This is a genomic window from uncultured Sphingobacterium sp. (assembly GCF_964277905.1).
Classification (GTDB): Bacteria; Bacteroidota; Bacteroidia; order Sphingobacteriales; family Sphingobacteriaceae; genus Sphingobacterium; species Sphingobacterium siyangense.
The window spans coordinates 61,002-82,280 of the sequence record NZ_CAXYKD010000023.1; the positions used below are offsets into that span (position 1 = coordinate 61,002).

16 protein-coding genes and 1 other RNA gene are annotated in these 21,279 nt (G+C 38.8%); 9 read left to right on the top strand and 8 right to left on the bottom strand.

Annotated features, from left to right (window positions below; translation table 11 throughout):
- Nucleotides 1–6: 6 nt before the first annotated feature.
- Nucleotides 7–1,509, bottom strand: a complete 1,503-nt coding sequence (locus tag ACHWSC_RS09875; RefSeq protein ID WP_394676624.1) for a hypothetical protein — start codon at nucleotides 1,507–1,509, stop codon at nucleotides 7–9.
- Nucleotides 1,510–1,650: 141 nt separating this feature from the next.
- On the opposite strand from ACHWSC_RS09875, the gene yiaA reads away from it, so the two are divergent.
- Nucleotides 1,651–2,118 (top strand): inner membrane protein YiaA, encoded by a 468-nt coding sequence (gene yiaA, locus ACHWSC_RS09880; protein ID WP_394676625.1) that lies wholly within the window; start codon nucleotides 1,651–1,653, stop codon nucleotides 2,116–2,118.
- A gap of 99 nt (nucleotides 2,119–2,217) precedes the next feature.
- On the opposite strand, the gene ACHWSC_RS09885 is transcribed toward yiaA, so the two are convergent.
- Nucleotides 2,218–3,963 (bottom strand): ATP-binding protein, encoded by a 1,746-nt coding sequence (locus ACHWSC_RS09885; RefSeq protein ID WP_394676626.1) that lies wholly within the window; start codon nucleotides 3,961–3,963, stop codon nucleotides 2,218–2,220.
- Nucleotides 3,960–5,297: a sigma-54-dependent transcriptional regulator gene (locus ACHWSC_RS09890; RefSeq protein ID WP_394676627.1), complete on the bottom strand. Its 1,338-nt coding sequence runs from the start codon at nucleotides 5,295–5,297 to the stop codon at nucleotides 3,960–3,962. Before ACHWSC_RS09890 ends, ACHWSC_RS09885 begins: the two co-directional genes overlap by 4 nt.
- Before the next feature lie 228 nt (nucleotides 5,298–5,525).
- On the opposite strand from ACHWSC_RS09890, the gene ACHWSC_RS09895 reads away from it, so the two are divergent.
- From ACHWSC_RS09895 to ACHWSC_RS09905, 3 genes are all read left to right on the top strand, one after another.
- Nucleotides 5,526–7,121 (top strand): ABC-F family ATP-binding cassette domain-containing protein, encoded by a 1,596-nt coding sequence (locus tag ACHWSC_RS09895; protein WP_394676628.1) that lies wholly within the window; start codon nucleotides 5,526–5,528, stop codon nucleotides 7,119–7,121.
- A gap of 287 nt (nucleotides 7,122–7,408) precedes the next feature.
- A complete protein-coding gene (locus tag ACHWSC_RS09900; protein WP_120334875.1) occupies nucleotides 7,409–9,145 on the top strand; it encodes a GMC family oxidoreductase in 1,737 nt (578 codons plus the stop codon).
- A 4-nt stretch (nucleotides 9,146–9,149) separates the two neighbouring features.
- The gene (locus ACHWSC_RS09905; RefSeq protein WP_088160870.1) at nucleotides 9,150–9,782 is read left to right on the top strand and encodes a gluconate 2-dehydrogenase subunit 3 family protein; all 633 of its coding nucleotides are present in this window, start codon (nucleotides 9,150–9,152) and stop codon (nucleotides 9,780–9,782) included.
- A gap of 54 nt (nucleotides 9,783–9,836) precedes the next feature.
- On the opposite strand, the gene ACHWSC_RS09910 is transcribed toward ACHWSC_RS09905, so the two are convergent.
- On the bottom strand, nucleotides 9,837–10,736 hold the full coding sequence (locus ACHWSC_RS09910) for an OmpA family protein (protein WP_394676629.1): 900 nt from the start codon (nucleotides 10,734–10,736) through the stop codon (nucleotides 9,837–9,839).
- Between the two features lie 103 nt (nucleotides 10,737–10,839).
- Complete coding sequence (locus ACHWSC_RS09915; RefSeq protein ID WP_120334876.1) at nucleotides 10,840–11,364, bottom strand: hypothetical protein; 525 nt, start codon at nucleotides 11,362–11,364, stop codon at nucleotides 10,840–10,842.
- Between the two features lie 477 nt (nucleotides 11,365–11,841).
- On the opposite strand from ACHWSC_RS09915, the gene ACHWSC_RS09920 reads away from it, so the two are divergent.
- The 4 genes from ACHWSC_RS09920 to ACHWSC_RS09935 all read left to right on the top strand — a co-directional run bounded on the left by ACHWSC_RS09920 (nucleotide 11,842) and on the right by ACHWSC_RS09935 (nucleotide 16,898).
- Nucleotides 11,842–12,216, top strand: a complete 375-nt coding sequence (locus ACHWSC_RS09920) for a hypothetical protein (RefSeq protein WP_205398818.1) — start codon at nucleotides 11,842–11,844, stop codon at nucleotides 12,214–12,216.
- Between the two features lie 65 nt (nucleotides 12,217–12,281).
- Nucleotides 12,282–14,255 carry a transglutaminase domain-containing protein gene (locus tag ACHWSC_RS09925; RefSeq protein WP_394676630.1) on the top strand — a complete coding sequence of 658 codons (1,974 nt, stop codon included), beginning with the start codon at nucleotides 12,282–12,284 and terminating at the stop codon, nucleotides 14,253–14,255.
- Nucleotides 14,252–16,153 (top strand): DUF3857 domain-containing protein, encoded by a 1,902-nt coding sequence (locus ACHWSC_RS09930; protein ID WP_394676631.1) that lies wholly within the window; start codon nucleotides 14,252–14,254, stop codon nucleotides 16,151–16,153. Before ACHWSC_RS09925 ends, ACHWSC_RS09930 begins: the two co-directional genes overlap by 4 nt.
- A 28-nt stretch (nucleotides 16,154–16,181) precedes the next feature.
- Entirely contained in the window at nucleotides 16,182–16,898 is a 717-nt protein-coding gene (locus ACHWSC_RS09935) for an HAD family hydrolase (RefSeq protein WP_394676632.1), read from the top strand.
- A 123-nt stretch (nucleotides 16,899–17,021) separates the two neighbouring features.
- On the opposite strand, the gene ACHWSC_RS09940 is transcribed toward ACHWSC_RS09935, so the two are convergent.
- Together ACHWSC_RS09940 and rnpB are read right to left on the bottom strand one after the other, a co-directional pair.
- A complete protein-coding gene (locus tag ACHWSC_RS09940) occupies nucleotides 17,022–18,413 on the bottom strand; it encodes a sigma-54 dependent transcriptional regulator (protein ID WP_088160865.1) in 1,392 nt (463 codons plus the stop codon).
- Nucleotides 18,414–18,480: 67 nt separating this feature from the next.
- Nucleotides 18,481–18,860: RNase P RNA component class A (gene rnpB / locus ACHWSC_RS09945), an RNA gene on the bottom strand.
- A 151-nt stretch (nucleotides 18,861–19,011) separates the two neighbouring features.
- On the opposite strand from rnpB, the gene ACHWSC_RS09950 reads away from it, so the two are divergent.
- Entirely contained in the window at nucleotides 19,012–20,040 is a 1,029-nt protein-coding gene (locus tag ACHWSC_RS09950; protein WP_394676633.1) for a helix-turn-helix transcriptional regulator, read from the top strand.
- Between the two features lie 39 nt (nucleotides 20,041–20,079).
- On the opposite strand, the gene ACHWSC_RS09955 is transcribed toward ACHWSC_RS09950, so the two are convergent.
- Nucleotides 20,080–21,270, bottom strand: coding sequence for an aminoacetone oxidase family FAD-binding enzyme (locus ACHWSC_RS09955; RefSeq protein WP_120334961.1), 1,191 nt, complete (start codon nucleotides 21,268–21,270; stop codon nucleotides 20,080–20,082).
- Nucleotides 21,271–21,279: the final 9 nt, after the last annotated feature.

Consider the following 21,279-nt stretch of genomic DNA (forward strand, 5'->3'; position numbering starts at 1 on the left):
TATTGATCACCGGCTATCCTCTTTGATCAAATTCAATAAAACCTGATACGGACTTTGAGATACACTAAGAGCTTTCAACCAAGCAATAAATCCCATAATAAATAAATCTTTATTTTCTTTGTCCTCCGCCATAGTTTGAACAGCCGCCCGAAAGGATTTCCCTTGAATAACTGCTGGATTTAAAAGATATTTCTCTACCAATTTGGCAAAATCAATCACTCTGTTTTCCTTGACATTCAGCAAGTATTTTTTATACCTACCGACAAAGCTTTTTAATTTCAAGGTTGCCAAATCGATGTGATCGAATTGAATATGGATCAGAATTTCAAGCAGACTCTTCCGAATCGTCCACAACATGCCCATTTTCTTCTCGTACCAAGCATCTGTTCGAATCAACTGTCGAAGCTCTATCAATGCTGTTTTATCTTCAAATTGCGTTAAAAACATCACCAAACACAACTGTAGATCCGCAAGATCAACCTCACTTGATTTTGGTGAGGCTTGTTTAATCCCCGCCCTTAACACGGAAAGACCCTTTACTCCATCGCCAAGGTAATGGAAATTCAATGCCATCAACAAATGGCACCGCAGCTGAAACTGGACTCGAAAATTCGTATTTCCTTGAGATAAAACTTCATTCAAGCGTTCTAAATACCCGATGCTCTCGTTAAAGAATCCGTTCCTCAACTTAAAATTGGCCAGATAATACAAAATATGAAGATAGTAAAATAGCTGATGCGCCGATTGTTCATCGTACTTCATCAAAAAATTATCTGCTGTTTTTAAAAAAGAACGAACCAGTGTATAGTTTTGATGTATTGCGGCATACTCATTTGCAATATACAGAAGTTGATAGAGTGATTTAAATGATAAGAGATCATCCAAAGAAATACTGTATTTACTCAGTACACTCAAAATCAACTTATTGATATCAATTATTTTTGCTTTCAAATGAATATCCTGCAATGCTGAACGCAATAGCGCATAAGCAATCTGAAATTTTGCTTCTTGCTGCAATTTTTGCTGATTTTCGGTAAAACGATCGATAAGCAATTCCAAATTGACATTCAAATCTAAATGTGCATATTGTAGTCTGATTTGCAAGATTTCGTTCAGCAAACTAAACTGCTCCAGAACAAGAGCCTTGTCCTCAGCCCGTTGAAGGCATTTGAATCCAATCTTAATGAACTGACTTTCCAATAGAAAACGACCCACAACAAATAATCTCAACGCTTCGTGGGCTTCACTGTTGTCTCGTTCAAAAACCTTATTTGAAAGAAAAAACAAAAGACTATCATGAAGCCTTTTCCTCAATGCGTGATAAGCATCCCGGTTTTTAATGGGATCATATAACTTTTTTAGCTTATTTATATCATCAGTTTCTATAATCTCAAGTAACTTGATATTTTTCACATCATTTCGCTTATTCTTTTGTTTCAAAAAGGTTTTAAAACCCCTAATATCATCTTTATTCAATAATAATAGTAGATCCGATATCGCGTCCGCCATAGCTTAAATTTAGAATTAAACAAATATATTAAACAAAATTATATCGTCAGTATTCTTATAAATTCAAGTTTTAAAATAATTAGTTCCTATCGATATTTGAATCATAAAACAACAACAAATTAAAACTAAAACAAGAAAATTATGGAACCGCTAAAAAACATGATTGAAGAAAAAAAGGCTGAAAGAAATTTAGACAAAAGAAACCCATTTAAACCAACAGGAGCATTTATTGGAGCCTCATGGACTGCATTATTGGTTGGTACCGTTGGCTATTGTGTAGGCTTATGGAATGCAACAATGGCTTTAAATGAAAAAGGGTATTATTTTACAATTTTACTATTTGCGCTATTTGCGGTTATCTCCGTTCAAAAAAGTGTAAGAGATAAAGCAGAAGGACTAGCTATTACCGAATTGTACTATGGCTTAAGCTGGTTTGCAACAATTGCTGCCGTCGTGCTATTAACAGTAGGCCTATGGAATGCGGATCTGTTGTTAAGTGAAAAAGGATTCTATGCAATGTCCTTCTCATTGAGTATTTTTTCAGCTATCGCAGTACAAAAAAATACACGTGATGCAAAACTTATCGATGACAATGAAATAAAACTTTAGCGGGTGCCGATCCTGCAGCCTCTGCGTAGCAAGCTGCAGGATCTTTCAATCTCTCGTAAAGCAAAAAAGGAAGAGCTTTTCATTGAGCTCTTCCTTTTTTTAAGTAGATTGTTTAAGCGGTGCAATAGGAAGATAAACGAAAAATGCACTTCCAGTTCCAAAAACACTTTGCACATCAATCTCTCCCCCCATGCTTTCGATAAATTCCTTGCTTATGCTTAACCCCAAGCCTGTTCCTTCCTTTGTACCCCCTGGAACACGGAAATACCGATCAAAAATCTTCGCTAAATATTGTACCGGGATTCCTTGTCCCTGATCTTCAACACGCAAAAGCACCCTGGCGCCCATTCTTTTGACAGCAAGACAAATCGCCCCCCCTTCATCGGAATAACGAATTGCATTGGACAGTAGATTCGTCAATACCCATGCGGTCTTCTCGTTATCAATAAAAACCATCGGCAGTTCCTCTTCCAGTTCAACCTGTAGTTGGATTTTCTTTTGGTCAAGCATTGAACGATTGGCTAACAGGGCATAATCTATAATCGGTCCGATTGTCGCCGGATTCAGCTTCATCTGAATGGTACCGCTCTCCACTTGTGCAATATCCAAAAGTTCTCCCGTAATTTTCAGGAGCCGCTCTGTATCATCAGCAATTCCTTCAAGTAAGTCTTTTTGTTCTTCATTCAACTCTCCAATCCGCTTATTCTCGAGCAATTGGATCCCCATGCGTATTGATGCGATTGGAGTCTTCAGTTCATGAGATACCGTTCCAATAAAATTTGTTTTTGCGACATCACGTTCCTTAAAACTTGTCACATTCCTCAACAAAATAAATTGTCCAATAAACTGCGAACTCTCCTCTCCCGTTGGTACAACATTAATGTCGATAACCTCCAGTTCAAAGTAGTTATCTTTTCCATAGGCAAAGATCTGAACCAATCCCAGATGTTCGGATTGCTGGTTTAAAGCGTTGATCCTATCGAGAAGCTTACGAATCAAATCATTGGAAGAAGCTATTTCCACTAATTTTTGCCCTTCAAATTCTGCGTGTTTTAACCCCGAGAGCAAACAAGCGGGTTCATTTGCAAAAAGCACTCTTTTTTCCTCATCTATCCCTATAACGGCATCATGCATATTATCAATAAGCGCTTCAATTCTCTTTTTATGCTGCAAGATCTTACCCAATTTACTTTCCGTATATTCCTCGAGTTTTTGAGCCATTGTATTGAACGATTGCGCCACTTCTCCAAATTCATCCTTTCGCTTAAAATGAAGTCTCCTTTTATAGTTCCCAGCAGCAATCTGTTTAATACTATCGGTTAATTGTACAATTGGACCAGCAATGGCTAGGGGGAGATTGACAAGTAATACAAACGCAATCATAAAACAGATCGCACCTACAATGGAGATCGCCAAAATAGCTTTTTCAGCTGTTGCATTGGCGATATTATTTTTGTTTTCAATTGCCTGCATATTAAGATACATTAGCTGAAATATATCTTTGTGTAAGTCAGCAGCAATTGTAGAATCTTTCAGCTGTTTCGCTAAACTCAAAAAGTGATGATCTATACGTTCGGTCACCGCTCGTTCTCCAGGCTCAGTTACATTGCGCTTTTGGAGGCTTAAATTATGTTCAAATAGCGTAATGCTCTTCTCATTCGTATGAAGATCTTCCAAGGCCAACAGCATATTTCTGGAATAATGCAGCGTATTATAATTGTCGACTAAAATATTATTGGTATCTTTTTTTAATCGATAAACATAATACCCACTCACTATCGCAAGCAGTAAGATCATAAAAAATAAAAATCCTACCCCAAATGTCAGCTTTGCTTTAAGTTTCATTGGATTTTATATTCTTCAATTTTTCGATACAAGGTAGCTATGCCGATTTCTAACAATCGAGCAGCTTCAGCTTTATTTCCATTCGTATGTTTCAATACACGTTGTATATGTTGCCTCTCCATATTGGACATTGAAAAGTTTGATAAGACGCTTGCCCCTTCTCTATACTCACGTTCACCGAAAGGAAGACCCTCAACACCTAATATGCCCCCCTCACTCAAAATCACACTGCGTTCAATCACATTTTTCAGTTCACGGATATTTCCACGCCATAGGTTAGTTTCCAATGCCTGCACAAACTCAGGGGTCATCCGCAAAGGTTTCAAGTTAGATTTTAAAGCAAAGATATCAGCATAGTATTGTGCCAAAGTCGCTATATCTTCAATACGCTCACGCAGTGGCGGCAATTCAATCGTGAAAACAGACAACCTATAATATAGATCACTCCTGAAATGGTCAGATGCAATTTCGGTTTCGAGATTTCTGTTGGTCGCGGCTATGATACGTACGTCCACTTTCGTTGGTTTGGAGTCCCCAACTTTTAAAAACTCGCCCGTTTCCAAAACGCGAAGAATTTTGGCCTGAAGTTCCAAGGCCATCTCCCCGACTTCATCCAGAAAAATAGTCCCCAAATGTGCTTCTTCAAACAAACCCCGCTGATCTTTAGTAGCACCGGTAAAGGCACCGGATTTATGACCAAACAGCTCATTTTCCAGCAGATCTTTTGTAAATGCGGCACAGTTAATGGCCACAAAACTACGCGCTCTCCTGGAGCTCGCCTGATGGATTGCCTGTGCAAAAACCTCCTTACCGGTACCCGTCTCGCCTGTGAGCAAGACCGTTGTATTTGTAACGGCAACTTTTTGTGCCATGCCGATGGCAGCCTTTATTGCACTAGATTTTCCAATAATCTTATCGAAAGAAAGTTTATCTCCTAATCGCTTTTCTAACTGCTGTACCCTTCTTGCCAATGCAACCTTTTCACAGGCTTTATAAAGCAGGGGTATAATGCGATTATTGTCATCTCCTTTGGTAATATATTCAAAAGCACCATTTTTTATCGCCCGAACACCGTCCGGGATATTCCCGTATGCTGTCAATAGGATAATCTCTACAATCGGATACCGTTCTTTAATTAATTTGGCCGTTTCCACCCCATTACCGTCAGGCAGCTTGACGTCACAAAGTACAACGTCCACATCACTGACTTCAAGCTTTTTCAACCCCGATTTAATATCTGCAGCTTCAATCACATCAAAACCTTCCAGGCTAATAATTTTGGCCATCAATTTCCGAAGTTTCTCTTCGTCATCTATAAGGAGAACTCTATTCACAATATTCGTTTTTTCAAAAGTACAATTTGTCCGAAGCAAATAGTAGAAAAATAAACAATTTGACTATTCCTCAAAAACTTTCCCTTCATCAAAATAAAAACACTATATTTGCTTCTCTCAACATCCTTAAAACTGCATGTAAGATTAAAATTCTTTAGAACGAAATAAATACCATCCATTGACAATACCTGTCCAAATGGTCTTTTCTAACATTTAAAGAATTTCAACATGCTTTCATTACAACAACTTTCTTATATACATCCGAATAAAGATTTATTGTTTGGGAACATAAATCTACACGTCAATGCGCAAGAGAAAATAGCGCTCATCGGCCACAATGGTGTCGGTAAATCAACTTTATTGCGACTGATTGCCAAAGAGCTATCTCCATCCAGTGGCAGCGTACAAGTCAGCACCAGCACCTATTATGTCCCTCAAGTTGTGGGACAATTTGAGGATAACACAGTCGCCGAAGCACTTGGCATTGCCAAAAAATTAGATGCACTCCACGCCATATTAGCTGGCGATGCGTCTGAAGAAAATTTCAATAGACTTCAAGATGATTGGACCTTGGAGGAACGATGCCAAGAAGCTTTCGAGCAATGGGATCTGCCCGATATCCAATTGACACAGAAGATGTCGTCCCTTAGTGGTGGACAAAAAACAAAAGTCTTATTGGCCGGAATCCACATTCACCGATCCGAACTTATTCTTCTTGATGAACCCAGCAACCATTTGGATATGGATAGCAAAACGCTACTATACGATTGGATTCAATCAAGCAAAAACACAGTGATTATTGTTAGCCACGATAGAACCCTGCTTAATTTATTGGATGACATGGCCGAAATGACCCCAAAAGGTATCAAGCGGTATGGGGGGAATTATGCCTTTTACGAAACTCAAAAAGAGACCGAGCGCCATGCGTTACAACAAGATATTCACCACAAGGAAAGGGCGATCAAAATTGCAAAGGAGAAAGAAAGAGAAACAATCGAACGCCAAAATAGATTAAACAACCGCGGTCAAAAAAAACAGGAAAAGGCAGGTGTAGCGCGCATCATGATGAATACACTGCGCAACAATGCTGAAAAAAGTACCGCCAAAATAAAAAGTGTGCATCAGGACAAAATTGGAGATATCAAATCCGATCTACAGGAACTCCGAGGTTCACAATCTGCACTGGATGAGATTAAAATAGATTTAGGAAACAGTGCCTTTCCAACCGGAAAGAGTATGGTCAAAGTCGAAAATGTCAATTTCAAGTATGACTCGCAAGGACTCTGGCCAGCTAATATCAACTTTCAATTATTCAGTGGAGATCGTATCGCACTACAAGGACAGAATGGATCTGGTAAAACGACATTGGTCAGACTTCTACTCGGCCAATTGACACCTGTACAAGGAAAAATTGAACGTCAATCATTTCGTTCGATCTATTTAGATCAAACATACTCCATTTTGTCTTCGCATCTAAGTATTTACGAGCAGGCCCAGCAATTCAATAGCGACGCACTACCTGAACATGAGATCAAAATTAGGCTCAATCGATTCTTATTTGGAAAAGACGATTGGGACAAGCCCTGCCAACTATTGAGCGGTGGTGAAAAAATGCGTCTGATATTATGTTGCCTCACCATTCAGCAACAGTCTCCAGATTTAATTATTCTTGATGAACCAACAAACAATTTAGATCTTCAAAATATCCGAATTCTAACCCGAGCGATTCAGCTTTATAAAGGTACACTACTCGTCATTTCACATGATGCGGTCTTTTTACAGGAAATCCATATCAACAAGATCATCAAACTAAAAGACCTGTAAATGACAACTGCGTTTATTTCGTTGCAACGGAATAAACGCAGTTGTCATTTACAGGTCTCCATAAAATTTTAATAAAACACGGTATTTTTTGTAACAATCCCATATTCTTTATTTAAAATCTGCTAAATCGATAAATTAAATTAAAAAAAACAAATTTTTATCGATATATTCACGATGATTTTAAACATGAAACAATAACCATTAAATTAATTGAACCTTCTCATTTACATAGCAGCCTTAGGGCAAATGTATCGCATAGGCCTCTCAATTAATTACTTCATTTAATTATGTCAGATTATCAAATTAAAGAAAATCCCGAATTATTTGACGCCATCGTAGTTGGTTCCGGCGCAGGTGGTGGTATGGCAGGTTATATACTTGCACATGCGGGGCTTAAAGTATTGATGCTGGAAGCAGGTCCTTTTTATGACCCAGCAAAAGATTCGTTACAACTACGCTGGCCTTGGGAATCTCCAAGAAGAGGTGCCGGTACCACAAGACCATTCGGGGATTTTGACGCGGCCTTCGGTGGCTGGCAAATCGAAGGTGAACCCTACAGCAAGGTAGCGGGAACTGAATTTGAATGGTTCAGAGCACGTATGCTGGGCGGCAGAACCAACCACTGGGGTCGAATTTCATTGCGTATGGGACCTGACGATTTCAAACCAAAGGATGGTGTAACAGACGAATGGCCTATCACTTATGAAGAAGTTAAGCCATTTTATGACCGTGTAGATCGAATGATCGGAATATATGGCACGGCAGAAGGTATTCATAACGAACCCGATGGTATTTTTATGAAACCACCTAAACCACGCTTAAACGAATTATATATTGCAAAAGGTGCAAAAAAAGCTGGAGTTCCAGTAATTCCCGGAAGAGGAGCCGTGCTAACCGAAGTATCAAAAGATATTAAAGATCGAGGCACCTGTTTCTACTGTGGCCAATGTGGCCGTGCATGTAAAGTTTATGGGGACTTTTCTTCATCATCTTGTCTGGTTATTCCAGCGATGAAAACAGGTAACCTAAAAGTGATAGACAATGCAATGGTAAGGGAAGTCATTACAAATGATGAAGGAATTGCAGTTGGTGTTTCTTATGTAAACACCAAGGATCTGCAGGAATATACCGTTAAAGGGAAAACCGTTATTTTGGGTGCTAGTGCCTGTGAAAGCGCGCGGATCATGTTAAATTCCAAATCAAAATCGCATCCTGGGGGTGTTGGTAATAGCAGCGGTTTAGTCGGAAAATATCTCCACGATTCTACAGGGGCCAGTTTATCGGGCTTTTTACCACAACTACTTGACCGGAAGCGTTATAATGAGGATGGCGTTGGAAGTGTCCATATTTATTCACCATGGTGGGAAGATAATGCCAAGTTGAATTTCCCAAGAGGTTACCACATCGAATATGGTGGCGGTTTACATATGCCCTCATATGGATTTTTGAATTGGGTACCGAAAGTAAATGACCTTGCGAAAAATTCGGATGGGAAGTCAAAAGCCAAAGGCGGTTATGGTACTGCATTAAAAGAAGATTTCCGTAGCTATTATGGTGCAAATGTAGGTATGGCAGGCCGGGGAACGGCATTGGCAAGAAAAGACAATTACTGTGAAATTGACCCCGATAAAGTCGACAAATTCGGAATCCCTGTGCTACGTTTCAACTACAAATGGGCGAATGAAGAAATAGCACAAGCCAAACATATGCAAGAGACATTTCAGTCTATTATGCACGAAATGGGTGCAGTAATTACTTCTAAAATACCAGGAGCAGATACATTGTATGGCCTGGAAGCTCCCGGAAAAATTATTCATGAAGGCGGTACCACAAGAATGGGAAATGACCCTAAAACCTCCGTTTTGAACAAATGGGGTCAAGCGCACGATTGTAAAAATCTCTACGTCGTCGATGCGGGACCATTTGTACAACAAGGTGACAAAAATCTGACCTGGACAATACTCGCCTTATCAATGCGGACAGCAGAATATATACTTCAAGAAAAGAAAAAATTAAACGGTTAAAAGCATGAATAGAAGAGAATCTTTAAGAGCATTAGGATTAATTGCAGCTGGATCTGGTCTTTTAACCGCAGCTTGCAATTCAAAAGATGCTAAAAATGCAGTAGCAGACAATAGCAAAAAACTACCTGGAGTCCAGGATTTTGAATACGAACGCACGGAACAATTATATGCCGAAAAGTTTTTTGACGAACATGAAATGGCTACAATCACTGTTTTGGCAGATATTATTATTCCTAAGGATAACATTTCAGGAAGTGCTTCGGAAGCGGGAGTGCCCGATTTCATCGAATTTATCGTAAAAGATTTGCCTGATAATAAAATCCCTATGCGTGGCGGACTTCGTTGGCTCGACCTCCAATCCAAAAAGCGTTACGGAACAGTATTTATCAAATGCGGCGCAAAAGATCAACTTGCATTAGTGGATGATATTGCCTACCCTGATTTGGCAAAACCGGAAATGAAACAAGGTGCCGCCTTCTTTTCATTGATGCGCAACCTGACTTCCTCAGGGTTTTACACGAGTGAAATGGGTGTGAAAGATATCGGCTATGCCGGAAATAAACCTGGAGTCTGGAATGGTGTACCAGATGATGTGTTGAAAGAGCACGGTTTTGACCCGACTAAATTCTTTGGATAATAAAAAAATCCTTTCCGAAAACGGAAAGGATTTTTTTATTTACCTCATTAAAATCTATTGTGCCGATGGTACCTCGGTAGTCTCCGGAGCCTTATCAATCAACTCCATAAATTGATCCAATTTAGGGGTGATAATAATCTGCGTTCTTCTATTCCGTTGCTTACCTAGTGCCGTTGTATTATCTGCAATTGGATTATATTCGCCCCTACCGCCTGCAGTTAAGCGTTTAGGATCCACACCATATTTATTTTGTAAAGCCTGCACCACAGAAGAAGCCCGTAAGGTACTTAAATCCCAGTTATTCCGAATATTAGGTTTAGAAATTGGATCGGTATCGGTATTACCTTCAATCAATACTTCATAATCTCTGTAATCCTGGATAATTTTCGCAATTTTACTTAATGTCTGATCGGCTCTATCATTAATTTCATAGCTACCGGATTTGTAAAGCATATTATCAGCAAGTGAGATATAAACTACCCCTTTTAACACCTGTACATCAACTTCCTGCAATTCCTCACGGCTAAGCGATCTTGTCAAATTATTGGTCAATACCAGATTCAAGGAATCGGATTTGTTTTTCGTCTCAACGAGATGCTTAATATATTTATTTGAAGCGTTAATTTCATCAACCAACTTGGAAATATTAATATTTCCCTGTGAATTCTGATTAATACTGTTATCGAGCGATTTCTGCAAAGCAGCATAAGCCGATCGGAGATCCGCATTATTTTGTCGTTCAGAGGCCAACTGATCTTCTAAACTCTTGATCCGTGTCCGACCTTCAGCCAATTGAAGCTGTCCATCCTGATATTGTTTGGTCAATTGACTGTGCTCCGTTTGTAATTTACTATAGTCGGACTGTAAACCAGCATATTGCTTTTTACTGACACCACATCCGATAACAAACAAACTGGCCGTTAATACAGTCATTGGAAAAACTAAATTCTTCATGATATACTCTTTTTGTAGATGTTGAATTAATTCATATAGCAAGATACGCAATATTCTAGCCAAAATACCCCACAGTCTTGTCAAATTAACAACCTTTAACGTCCTATTGGGCTAGCTCCTTCAGCTCTGTAGCGCTAAATACTTGCCCACCTTTAAGATAGGGATTTGCGCCTTTGAGATAATTATAAATAATTGATTTAGCCTCTTCATTGGGTAATTTATAAAGATTTTTAACAAGGAAATTTTTATCCTCAAGGATATTATTGTTATATCCCAAAAAAGAAGGCGCATGCACCTGTACGCTCCAACGTATAAACCGTGCTTCAATATGATTTGGATTCTCCTTAATCACTTCTTCCAAATGCTTTTTGCCCTCTTTGAACTGCCCAACTTTCTTAAATGGATTGCCTATATGTTTCGCTAAAAGTATTTGATAAGCGGCCAGGTATACTTTCTCGGTCGGTGATTTGGCACCTTCCGTCAGCACCTCTAAATTATGTTCACACAGATCCTCATCCTTCACGGCCTCCGCATATTCTTTTCGAATTTTATCAATATTCACCTGTTGGCCAAGCCCAACTTTTGTTAAAGTAAATAGAGCAATTGTCAATACTATTCGTGTTATCATAATTATAAATCAGGCTATTTCAACAATTTCATTTTCCGACTTAAATTACTAAAAAAATCGAATTCAACTATTAATTTTCAATTATCATACCACAAAGCCAAAAATTCATGTCATTGTATCGCCACAGCTAGCTTTAAATAAGAGAAAAGTCTTCATTCCAGCATATTTTTAAAGCAATTTTGCGGCATGAAACTGATTTTAGCAACAAGCCCAGTCTGGTTAAAAGTGATTTTGTCGATTCTATTTGGCGTTATATTAGGCTGCTTCTTAGGAGAGATTGTTTTCACCTTATTACAAGCCTAAGTTATTCATCATGATTGACATCCCGTCCTTTACCTGACGATCTGGTGAATTTTATAGCTACAGATAATCCGCTTTCGGAGCTCTTTTGGGTAGGCCAATAAGTTTCATTATCCTTGCCAAAAATCAAATTATTTTTGCTATATTGCTTATACCAATATAAATTTAAAGCGAGCTATGGAGACTAAAGCAGAGTATCAGATTTGGGACACTATTGTGAATAGCGCAAAAACTAAATTCGATTATAAGCATATTCGTGCGATGTTCAAAAAGGAAGATGACGAAATAACCGATAAGTTTCTATTCCATATTATTGCAGGATTTGCCTGTGGTGAGAACCATCAGACCATTTCAACCAATCTTTTCAACGAACTACAAAGTATTCATTTTGAATGCAATGAAGAGCAGATCGACCGGTTTATCGCTGATAAGCACGTAAAATTCAGTCCGGAAATCTACGCCACCTATCTTGCATTCTCTATGCTGGAAGATGGTGAAGATATCGATACCATCACCGAAATTATTAATAATCTTTTGCAACTAGACAAATAATTATTCTGAAGTATCGTTTAATTTTGGCTAAAAACTTATATTCGTGAATTATTACACCTATAGTTATGCGCCAGTTTTTAACGCTATTTTTAATATTTTCTATTTATACAAATAGTATAGCCCAAACTTTTGACTTTGGTAAAGTTTCTATTTCGGATTTCTCACGAACAGACCTAGATAGTAACGCCAACGCTATCGTGCTGAATGAGTTTGGACGGAGTTCTGTTTTTGTTGATGATTATGATAATCGTATAAAACTTCAGCATGAATACCATGTAATTATCCGCATCAATAACAAAGAAGGGTTTAAAAAAGCTAATTTTGAAATCCCCTCGTATAAACGCGGAAGTTATATACGTGACTATTTTGACGAACTCAAGGCTGTTACATATAACTTAGAAAATGGCAGGATCGAGAAAACGGAGCTTGAAAATAAGAAAGTTTTCAGGGAAAATTACTCGGCTTATCTGGACCTTAATAAATTTACCCTTCCAAATATTAAAGAAGGCTCTATTATTGAAGTGTCCTATCGGACACTAGAGCAGGATTTATTTAATTTCAAGACATGGGAATTTCAAGATGACATTCCCAAAATACAAAGCCAATATATCGCTATTATTCCTGCTTCTTTCGCTTACAATGTAGTTTTACGTGGTCCTTACAAACTTACTGATCAAAAAGCCGAAGCATTGAAAGAATATCTTTTCCTGGATGGACTGCGAATGGATTGTTCAAAATTGACCTATACAATGAAGAACATTCCGGCATTTGTTGAAGAGGACTACATGACTTCGCCAACCAATTTCAAATCTGCGATCTATTATGAGCTTGAATCAATCTTTTATCCGAGTACTGGTAGTAAGAAGACATTTAGCAAAACCTGGAAAGACGTAGATACGGACCTCATGAATGAAAAGGCTTTTGGAGGTCAATTAAAAAAAACAGACTTATTCAAAGCCAATTTAGCAACAATTGTGTCTCCTACTGACAGCAAATTAGAAAAAGCAAAGAAGATCTATAACTATATCAACAAACAAATAAAATGGAATAATTATTTAGGCAAATATGCAGAATCTGGCATTGAAAAGGCATTGGAAAAACGAACTGGCAATATTGGCGACATCAATTTAGCGCTAGTAACCGCGCTATTAGCGGCAGATCTGGAGGCCTACCCTATTATTCTTTCAACGCGACGAAACGGAACGCCCAATGCCTTATTTCCCGTATTATCTGACTTCGACTATGTCATCGCTTGCGTAGATGTAGATGGCGTAAAATATAAACTAGATGCCTCCAATCCATACTTACCTTTTGGAGAGCTGCCCTTACAATGTCTAAATGAACGAGGAAGAATTATCTACTCCAAGAAGAGCTCAGACTGGTTTCCACTTACGGTAGAAGAATCTTCCGATGTAAGCTACGTATTGGAGGGAGCTTTAGATGAACAATCTAAAATTAAGGGAAAACTGACCATAAGTAGCAGGGGTAACAAAGCCTTTTTAAAACGCCAACATATTGCCAAATTCAATTCTTTGGAGGAATACTGGGAAAAACTGGACGAAGAAATGCCCAATGTAACTTTAACAAAATCAAGTATCCAAAACCTAGAAGAAATTGATCAGCTATTAATAGAGGAATTTGATGTCATCGTAGATGTCTCCAAACAGATGGGACAAGACGTATTATTATTGGCCCCCAATATTATTGACAGGATTTCCTACAATCCATTTAAAGCACAGGAAAGAACTTATCCGATTGATATGGGTTTTAAATCCAAAACATTGTACTCCGTTAAATTGACCATTCCCGATCATTATGAAATTGCTGAGAAGCCTCAGAATGCATCATTAGCACTCCCGGAGTCAACTGCAAAATATAGATATGTAACGCAGGTCAATGGCAACCAACTTGAAATACTACAGAGCCTCGCGTTCAACAAACCCATCTTTTCCGTCGATGAATATTTTTCGCTCAAAGAATTGTATTCACGTATTATTCAACAACAAAAGCTAGACATAAAATTAATCGGTAAAAAATGAAAATCGTATTCATCAACTTACTATACTTCCTGCTTCCGATCCTCGCAATTGGACAAGATAACTACGACGTCGCCAATATTCCAAGTGCATTAAAAAGCAGAGCAGTAGCAACTGTACGCAATGACAAAACTGTGGTAGAAATGAAATCGCCCGAACAAGTCATCACAACCATAACGTGTGCTATCACAGTTTACAATAAAAATGGGGACCGCTATGCTTCACTTCCGGTCTATTATAATAAATCTAGCGAAATTAAGAGCCTTAAGGGCGCCATCTATAACGAAATGGGGATATTGCAAAAGAAAATTGCAACGAAAGATTTCAAAGATATTAGCGCTGTGGACAACAGTACGATGTTTGCCGATTCTCGGGTAAAATTATATGTACCTGACTATCACAGCTATCCCTATACAGTCGAATACCAATACGAAGTTAGAAGTAAACAAAACTTGATCATTCCATCTTGGACTCCTGAGGTCTCAAGTAATGTATCCGTAGAGAAAAGCAGCTTTCAATTTATTGCACCAATTGGCACAGAATGCCGAATTGAAACAACGAACTATAAAGGAAGTATCAAAGAAGAGAAAAATGACAAGACTGAAAGTAAGACATGGAATACTGAACAGATCGCTGCAAAAAAGGAGGAATCTTATAGCCCCAATCCTAACCTGAAAAGAATAAATGTACTCATCGTTCCCAAAAATTTTATTTATTATGGTAAGACTGGAAATTTCGGGGATTGGAAAGAATTTGGCCAATGGGTATCCAATAGCCTATTGAACAAAAAAGAAGATTTGACGGAAGCATCTAAACAAAAATTTATAGCATTAACAAAAGACGCCAGCTCAGATAAAGACAAAGCAAAGATTCTATACAATTATTTACAAAAAAACACACGTTACATCAGTATTCAAATAGGCATTGGAGGCTTAGAACCATTTCCGGCTTCTGAGGTTGACCGCTTGGGCTACGGTGATTGTAAAGCACTGGCGAATTACATGCGAAGCATGTTGTCGGCCGTCAATATCCCATCCTATTACTGTATTGTCGAAGCAGGTAGACGCAAAGAAAGTTTTCACAAAACCTTTGCAAATGCCCAGGACGGAAATCACGTCATTTTATGTATTCCATTCAAAAATGATACGACCTGGCTGGAATGTACAAGCCAAAACCTTCCATTTGGTTTTCTTAGCGACTTTACCGACGATAGAGATGTCGTTGCTTGTACCGAAAATGGCGGAGTTATCATGCATACGCCGAAATATATTAACTCAACCAATCTTCAACTGCGCTATGCCGACCTAAAACTGTCGGAAGACGGAAGCATTCAGGGCACCTTAAATACCAAGTTCTACGGAGCCCAATATGAGAACCATATGGACGTGCTTTTAGCCAGCAATAATGATAAGAATAAGCTTCTCACGGAATACTATAATATAGACAATATCAATTTCAATCAGGTAAACTATATTGAACATAAGGAGGAAAATCCATTTATTGAGGAGAACCTGAATATTTTTATCAAAAACTACGCTGTGAAAAATGGTAATAAACTTTTGATCCAACCTAATTTATTCAACACACATTCCAATATTGCAGAAAGTAGAAATAGAACGGAAGATATTTTCATTGAAAGAGGTTACGCTGATATCGATAGCATTAGCATTGCCCTCCCGGAAAATATGCTCAAAAACATAACTCCTGAAAAGAAAATTATTGAGAAACCATTTGGAAAGTATGAATTTAGGTCAGAAATAAAAGACAATAAACTATTCACCTACAGAAAACTGGAACTTTTTGAAGGCAGCTATCCTGCCAATACTTATGAAGACTTTTTCCAATTTCATAATGAGGTAAGCAGCTGCGACAAGGGACGCTTTAATCTCAGCTTTCTCTAGTCGAAAAAAAATATTTACCAGAATATGAATGAGTAAAATCGATCAAATAAGGCAATTATTGTATATTAGCTCAATGACAGAATACGCAGCGATATTTGACATGGACGGTGTCATAAGCCACACCAACCCTTTCCATGCGGAAGCTTTTAGAGCTTTTTTTAAAAACCACAATGTACAACAAGCTACAGAAGAGGAATTTGAGCAGCATATGTATGGTAAGCATAATAGTTACATTATGCAGCATTTCTTTCAGCGTCCGATATCCCCTGAGGAACTGCGAACGCTTGAATTTGAAAAAGAGCAGCTTTTTAGAGTTATCTATAAAGAACACGTTGCCCCTATTAAGGGCTTAATTGAGTTTCTAACGGAATTAAAAAATAACGGTTTTAAGCTTGCTGTGGCGACATCTGCTCCCCGAGAGAATATGGACTTAATTTTGGATGAATTGAACATACGTCATTTATTCTCTTCCACGCTAAGCAGCGAAGATGTAAAACTCCATAAGCCACATCCTGAGGTTTACCTAAAATCTGCAGAAAATCTGCAAGTTCCTGTTGACCGCTGTATTGTTTTTGAAGATTCTTTTTCGGGTATTACCGCGGCGAAAAATGCTGAAATGAAAGTTGTCGCCGTACTTTCAACCCATAAAAAAGAAGAATTACCTGCAAGTAATGATTATATAAATAATTATACAGAAATATCAGTTGCCAATATAAAGGCCATTTTAAAAACACAAGAAGTATAACCCGGTTGAGGGATTGACGACGATAAAAAAAGAGATTCCTTAAGGAATCTCTTTTTTTATCGCTTTGTCCGAGCGAACTGCAATTTTCGTTCACAGCTGCTAGACTAAAATTTCTCTAAACGGTTAATCTCTCTTTAGACCGAACTTCTCTATTTTACTATACAGGTGACTACGTTGAATATCAAGATCATCGGCCGTTTTGGAGACGTTCCAATTATTTTTTTCCAATTTATATTTTATAAATTCTTTCTCCGCATGATCTTTATAATCTTGAAACGAATCAAAGGAGTCCATATCTAATCCGTAATTCGTTGCACTTTTTTCATGAGCTATACCATTCACAGGTTCGCGGGACGGGTTAGCAAAGGCAACAACATCTTTATCGGTAATCGACCTGTCGCTCAAAATAATTAAACGTTCAATCATATTGCGCAATTCCCGAATATTACCTGTCCAAGGAAGATGACTCAACTCTTTCATTGCAGCAGTAGTAATTTCCTTTACAGGTATCCCGTATTCCATACAGATCTCTTCACAGAAGTTTGTGGACAATAAAGGAATGTCATCGACACGATCAGTTAACGCTGGGACATGGATCAATATGACAGATAAACGGTGATACAAGTCCATTCTGAAATTACCATCCTCTATCTCTTTCAATAAATCCTTATTGGTCGCAGCTACTACTCTGACATTGACGTCAATTTCTTTGTCGCCCCCCACTCGCGTGATTTTATGTTCCTGTAATGCCCTTAGCACTTTAGCTTGCGCTGAAAGGCTCATATCTCCGATCTCATCCAAGAACAATGTTCCACCGCTAGCTTGTTCAAACTTCCCGATACGTTGTTTAATAGCCGACGTGAAGGATCCTTTTTCATGCCCGAATAATTCTGATTCGATTAATTCAGAAGGTATTGCGGCACAGTTCACTTCGATCAATGGGCCTTGTCCACGATTTGACTTTTCATGTAACCAGCGTGCAACCAATTCCTTTCCCGAGCCATTCGCCCCAGTAATCAATACACGGGCTTCTGTTGGTGCAACTCGGTCAATTGTTTCTTTAATACGTTTGATGGCCCCCGATTCACCCAGTATATCTTTTGTTTTCGAGCTGCTAACTTTTCGTTTCAGGACCTTGGTTTCTGTGACTAGGGAACTTTTATCCAGTGCATTACGAACCGTGATCAATAATCTATTCAGGTCCAGCGGTTTTTCTAAAAAGTCAAATGCTCCTTTTTTCGCCGCTTCAACAGCTGTTTCAATCGTACCATGTCCAGAGATCATAATAAAAGGGATATCCGGGCTGCTTTGGTGTGCTTCCGCCAAAACTTCCATCCCATCCATCGTATTCATCTTGATATCACAAAGAACAAGATCTATTTTTTCCTTTTTTAAAATATCTAATCCATCCCGGCCATTGTCGACATCTAAAATCGTATAATCTTCATATTCCAAGATATCACGCAACGAACTTCTGATGGCGCGCTCATCATCAATGATTAAAATTGTACTCATAAATCGAGAGTTATGCTATTTTTTCAATTACGGGAATCAATATAAGGTTTTTTTGGCAATTAGCGAAAAAGAAGCAAACCTTGTAAGCCGGGTTCTGTAGACCACCGAAGTGGAATTTCTATCATTTATCTAGATTTGCCATCGCTGACAAACTCAATCAACCTACCCATTACGAATTCCAATAAATTGAAAGAAGACGAGCAGCCTTCGAATTTCGCAACCTATTTGGTCTTTCAACACACGAGGTTTACCGTAATATATGTCACCATACAAGACCGTAAGCTCTTACCTTACGTTTTCACCCTTACTCCGAAAAGCGGTATATTTTCTGTGGCACTTTCTGTCTGCTATTTTCATAACAGCCTTCCCGTTAGGAAGCGTGTTGCTCTATGTTGCCCGGACTTTCCTCTCCTCCCAAAAAAGAGCAGCGATAGAACCAGTTTGCTTCTGCGCAAAAGTAGCTATTTTACTCGGATAAACCCGAATTTCTTTTCAATTTCGAAAAGACCATTCATTTTGCATCAAAGACATAAAAATCTACGCAATTAGCTTGCGCAGATAAAGAAAGTTTTTGTATTTTCAATCTATCAAAAAAAACATGGCACTCAATAAACTAGCTCTTATACGTTATAAAACGATTGACCATTGTCTTCGCTTACGACATCGGAAATGGACCTTGGAAGATCTTATGGAAAAGGTTTCCGATGCACTGTATGAATTTGAAGGAATCAAAAATGGGATAAGTAAACGCACCATACAAGGTGATATTCAACTCATGCGTAGCAATAAGCTCGGCTACAATGCGCCTATTGTCGTCTTGCACCGCAAATTCTACACCTATGAAGATCCCAACTATAGCATTAGCAATTCACCGATTTCCGTCGGTGACATGCAAAAAATGAAGGAGGCTGTAGAGGTACTTAAGCATGTGAGCGGTTTCTCCAGTTTTGATGAAATGAGCGATATTGTCGCGCGACTTGAAGATAGCATCCATACAAAAAAGGACAATTCACCTTCTATTATACAAATGGAAAGCAACAATCTGCTAAAAGGCCTTTCTTTTATCAGCCCACTGCATCAAGCCATTCGCGAAAAAACGCCACTCCTGATCAGCTACCAATCGTTCAAAGCAATACAACAACAGGATCTTGTTTTCTCGCCCTATCTCCTAAAAGAATATCGTAATCGATGGTTTCTAATTGGTCAGCATAAAAAGAGTGAAGGATTGATGACACTAGCGCTCGATCGGATCAATGCTATCGAGGAAATGGGCAAAAATTCATACAGGGAATATACAGGGGTCGATTTCGAACGTTACTTTTCGGATGCTATAGGCGTAACGAAGACACAAAAGGACCGCGGGCACCGGGTGATATTGCAGGTCAATGCAAAAAATGCACCTTATGTAGCAACAAAACCCTTACATGCGTCACAGCAGATTTTAGACAAAAAGGAGGATGGCTCAATCTTAATTCGTATCGATGTTGTACTTAACTTTGAACTGGAAAGAGAAATTTTAGGTTTTGGCGAATCCATTAAAGTACTCTCCCCAAAAAAATTGCAAACGAGAATACAACAGCGCTTGGCTGCTGCCACACAACTCTATGCTGAGAAATCTGTCGATTAAACGTCAAATTCAAGCCCTCTCACTACCTCCCCAAGATACCTAAATATCTTGGGCGATGGCATAACCACTTGCCCAAGCCCATTGGAAATTATAACCGCCAAGCCATCCCGTAATATCAACGGTCTCCCCTCCAAAATAAAGGCCTTCAACTTTTTTAGACATTAAGGTCTTGGGGTGTAGCTCTTCCGTTGAAACTCCTCCACGCATAACCTCCGCTTTATCATACCCCTTATCTCCCGCAGGTTTTACCTTGAAGCGATGGATAGTATCGACAATCAATTTCGCATCAGCTTTACTAAGTGAGGCAATTTTGGTATCCAATGTTAGAAATTTTCCAAGAGCATCGACCAATTTTCTGCTGAAATAATCGTTTAGCAATTGTGAAACAAGTCTTTTACCTCCGTATTGCCGCTCCTGTTTAATCAGATTATCTAAATTAAAATTAGGCAGTAGATCAATCGTAATCTCCTGTCCCGGTCTCCAATAACTTGATATCTGAAGAATTGCGGGTCCGCTTAACCCCCAGTGCGTAAAAAGGATATTCTCTTCAAAAGACATTCCGGCAACAGACACTTTCGAGAACACCGAATTTCCAGCCAAAGAACTATACCAATCAGCGTCTTTTCCAGTTATTGTCAAAGGGACTAGTGCAGGCGCTGTACCGACGACATTCAAACCAAATTGTTTGGCTAAGCGTAATCCAAAGTCCGAAGCGCCGAGTTTTTGGACCGGAAGCCCGCCGGAAGAAATAACAACTTTATGTGCATGATATCGGGACTCACCTTTTGCATTTTCTACCGTTACCACAAAGCCATTATCGTTTTTTTCTACAGATTTCACCAAGGTATTCAATGCAATATCCTGCCCTGTCTCGTATAAAATTTTTGAAAATACAGCAACGATATCTTTTGCTTTATTGGTCTCTGGAAACAACTGGCCCAGTGTTTTTTCCTGCCCTACAATACCATACTGTTCAAAAAATGTAATGGTATCGTCTACTGTCCATTGTTTGAATATACCATGTAAAAAATCTGGATTTTCAGAAATGAAATTAGCGGGACTATTACCGATATTTGTATAATTACAGCGTCCACCTCCGGAAATCAAGATCTTCGCGCCGACCTTATCGTTTCGTTCAAGGACCAAGGTCTTCTTTCCAATCAGCCCTGCTTGGGCTGCACACATCAAACCACAGGCTCCGCCCCCAATAATGATAGCATCGTATAGTATACTCACAGC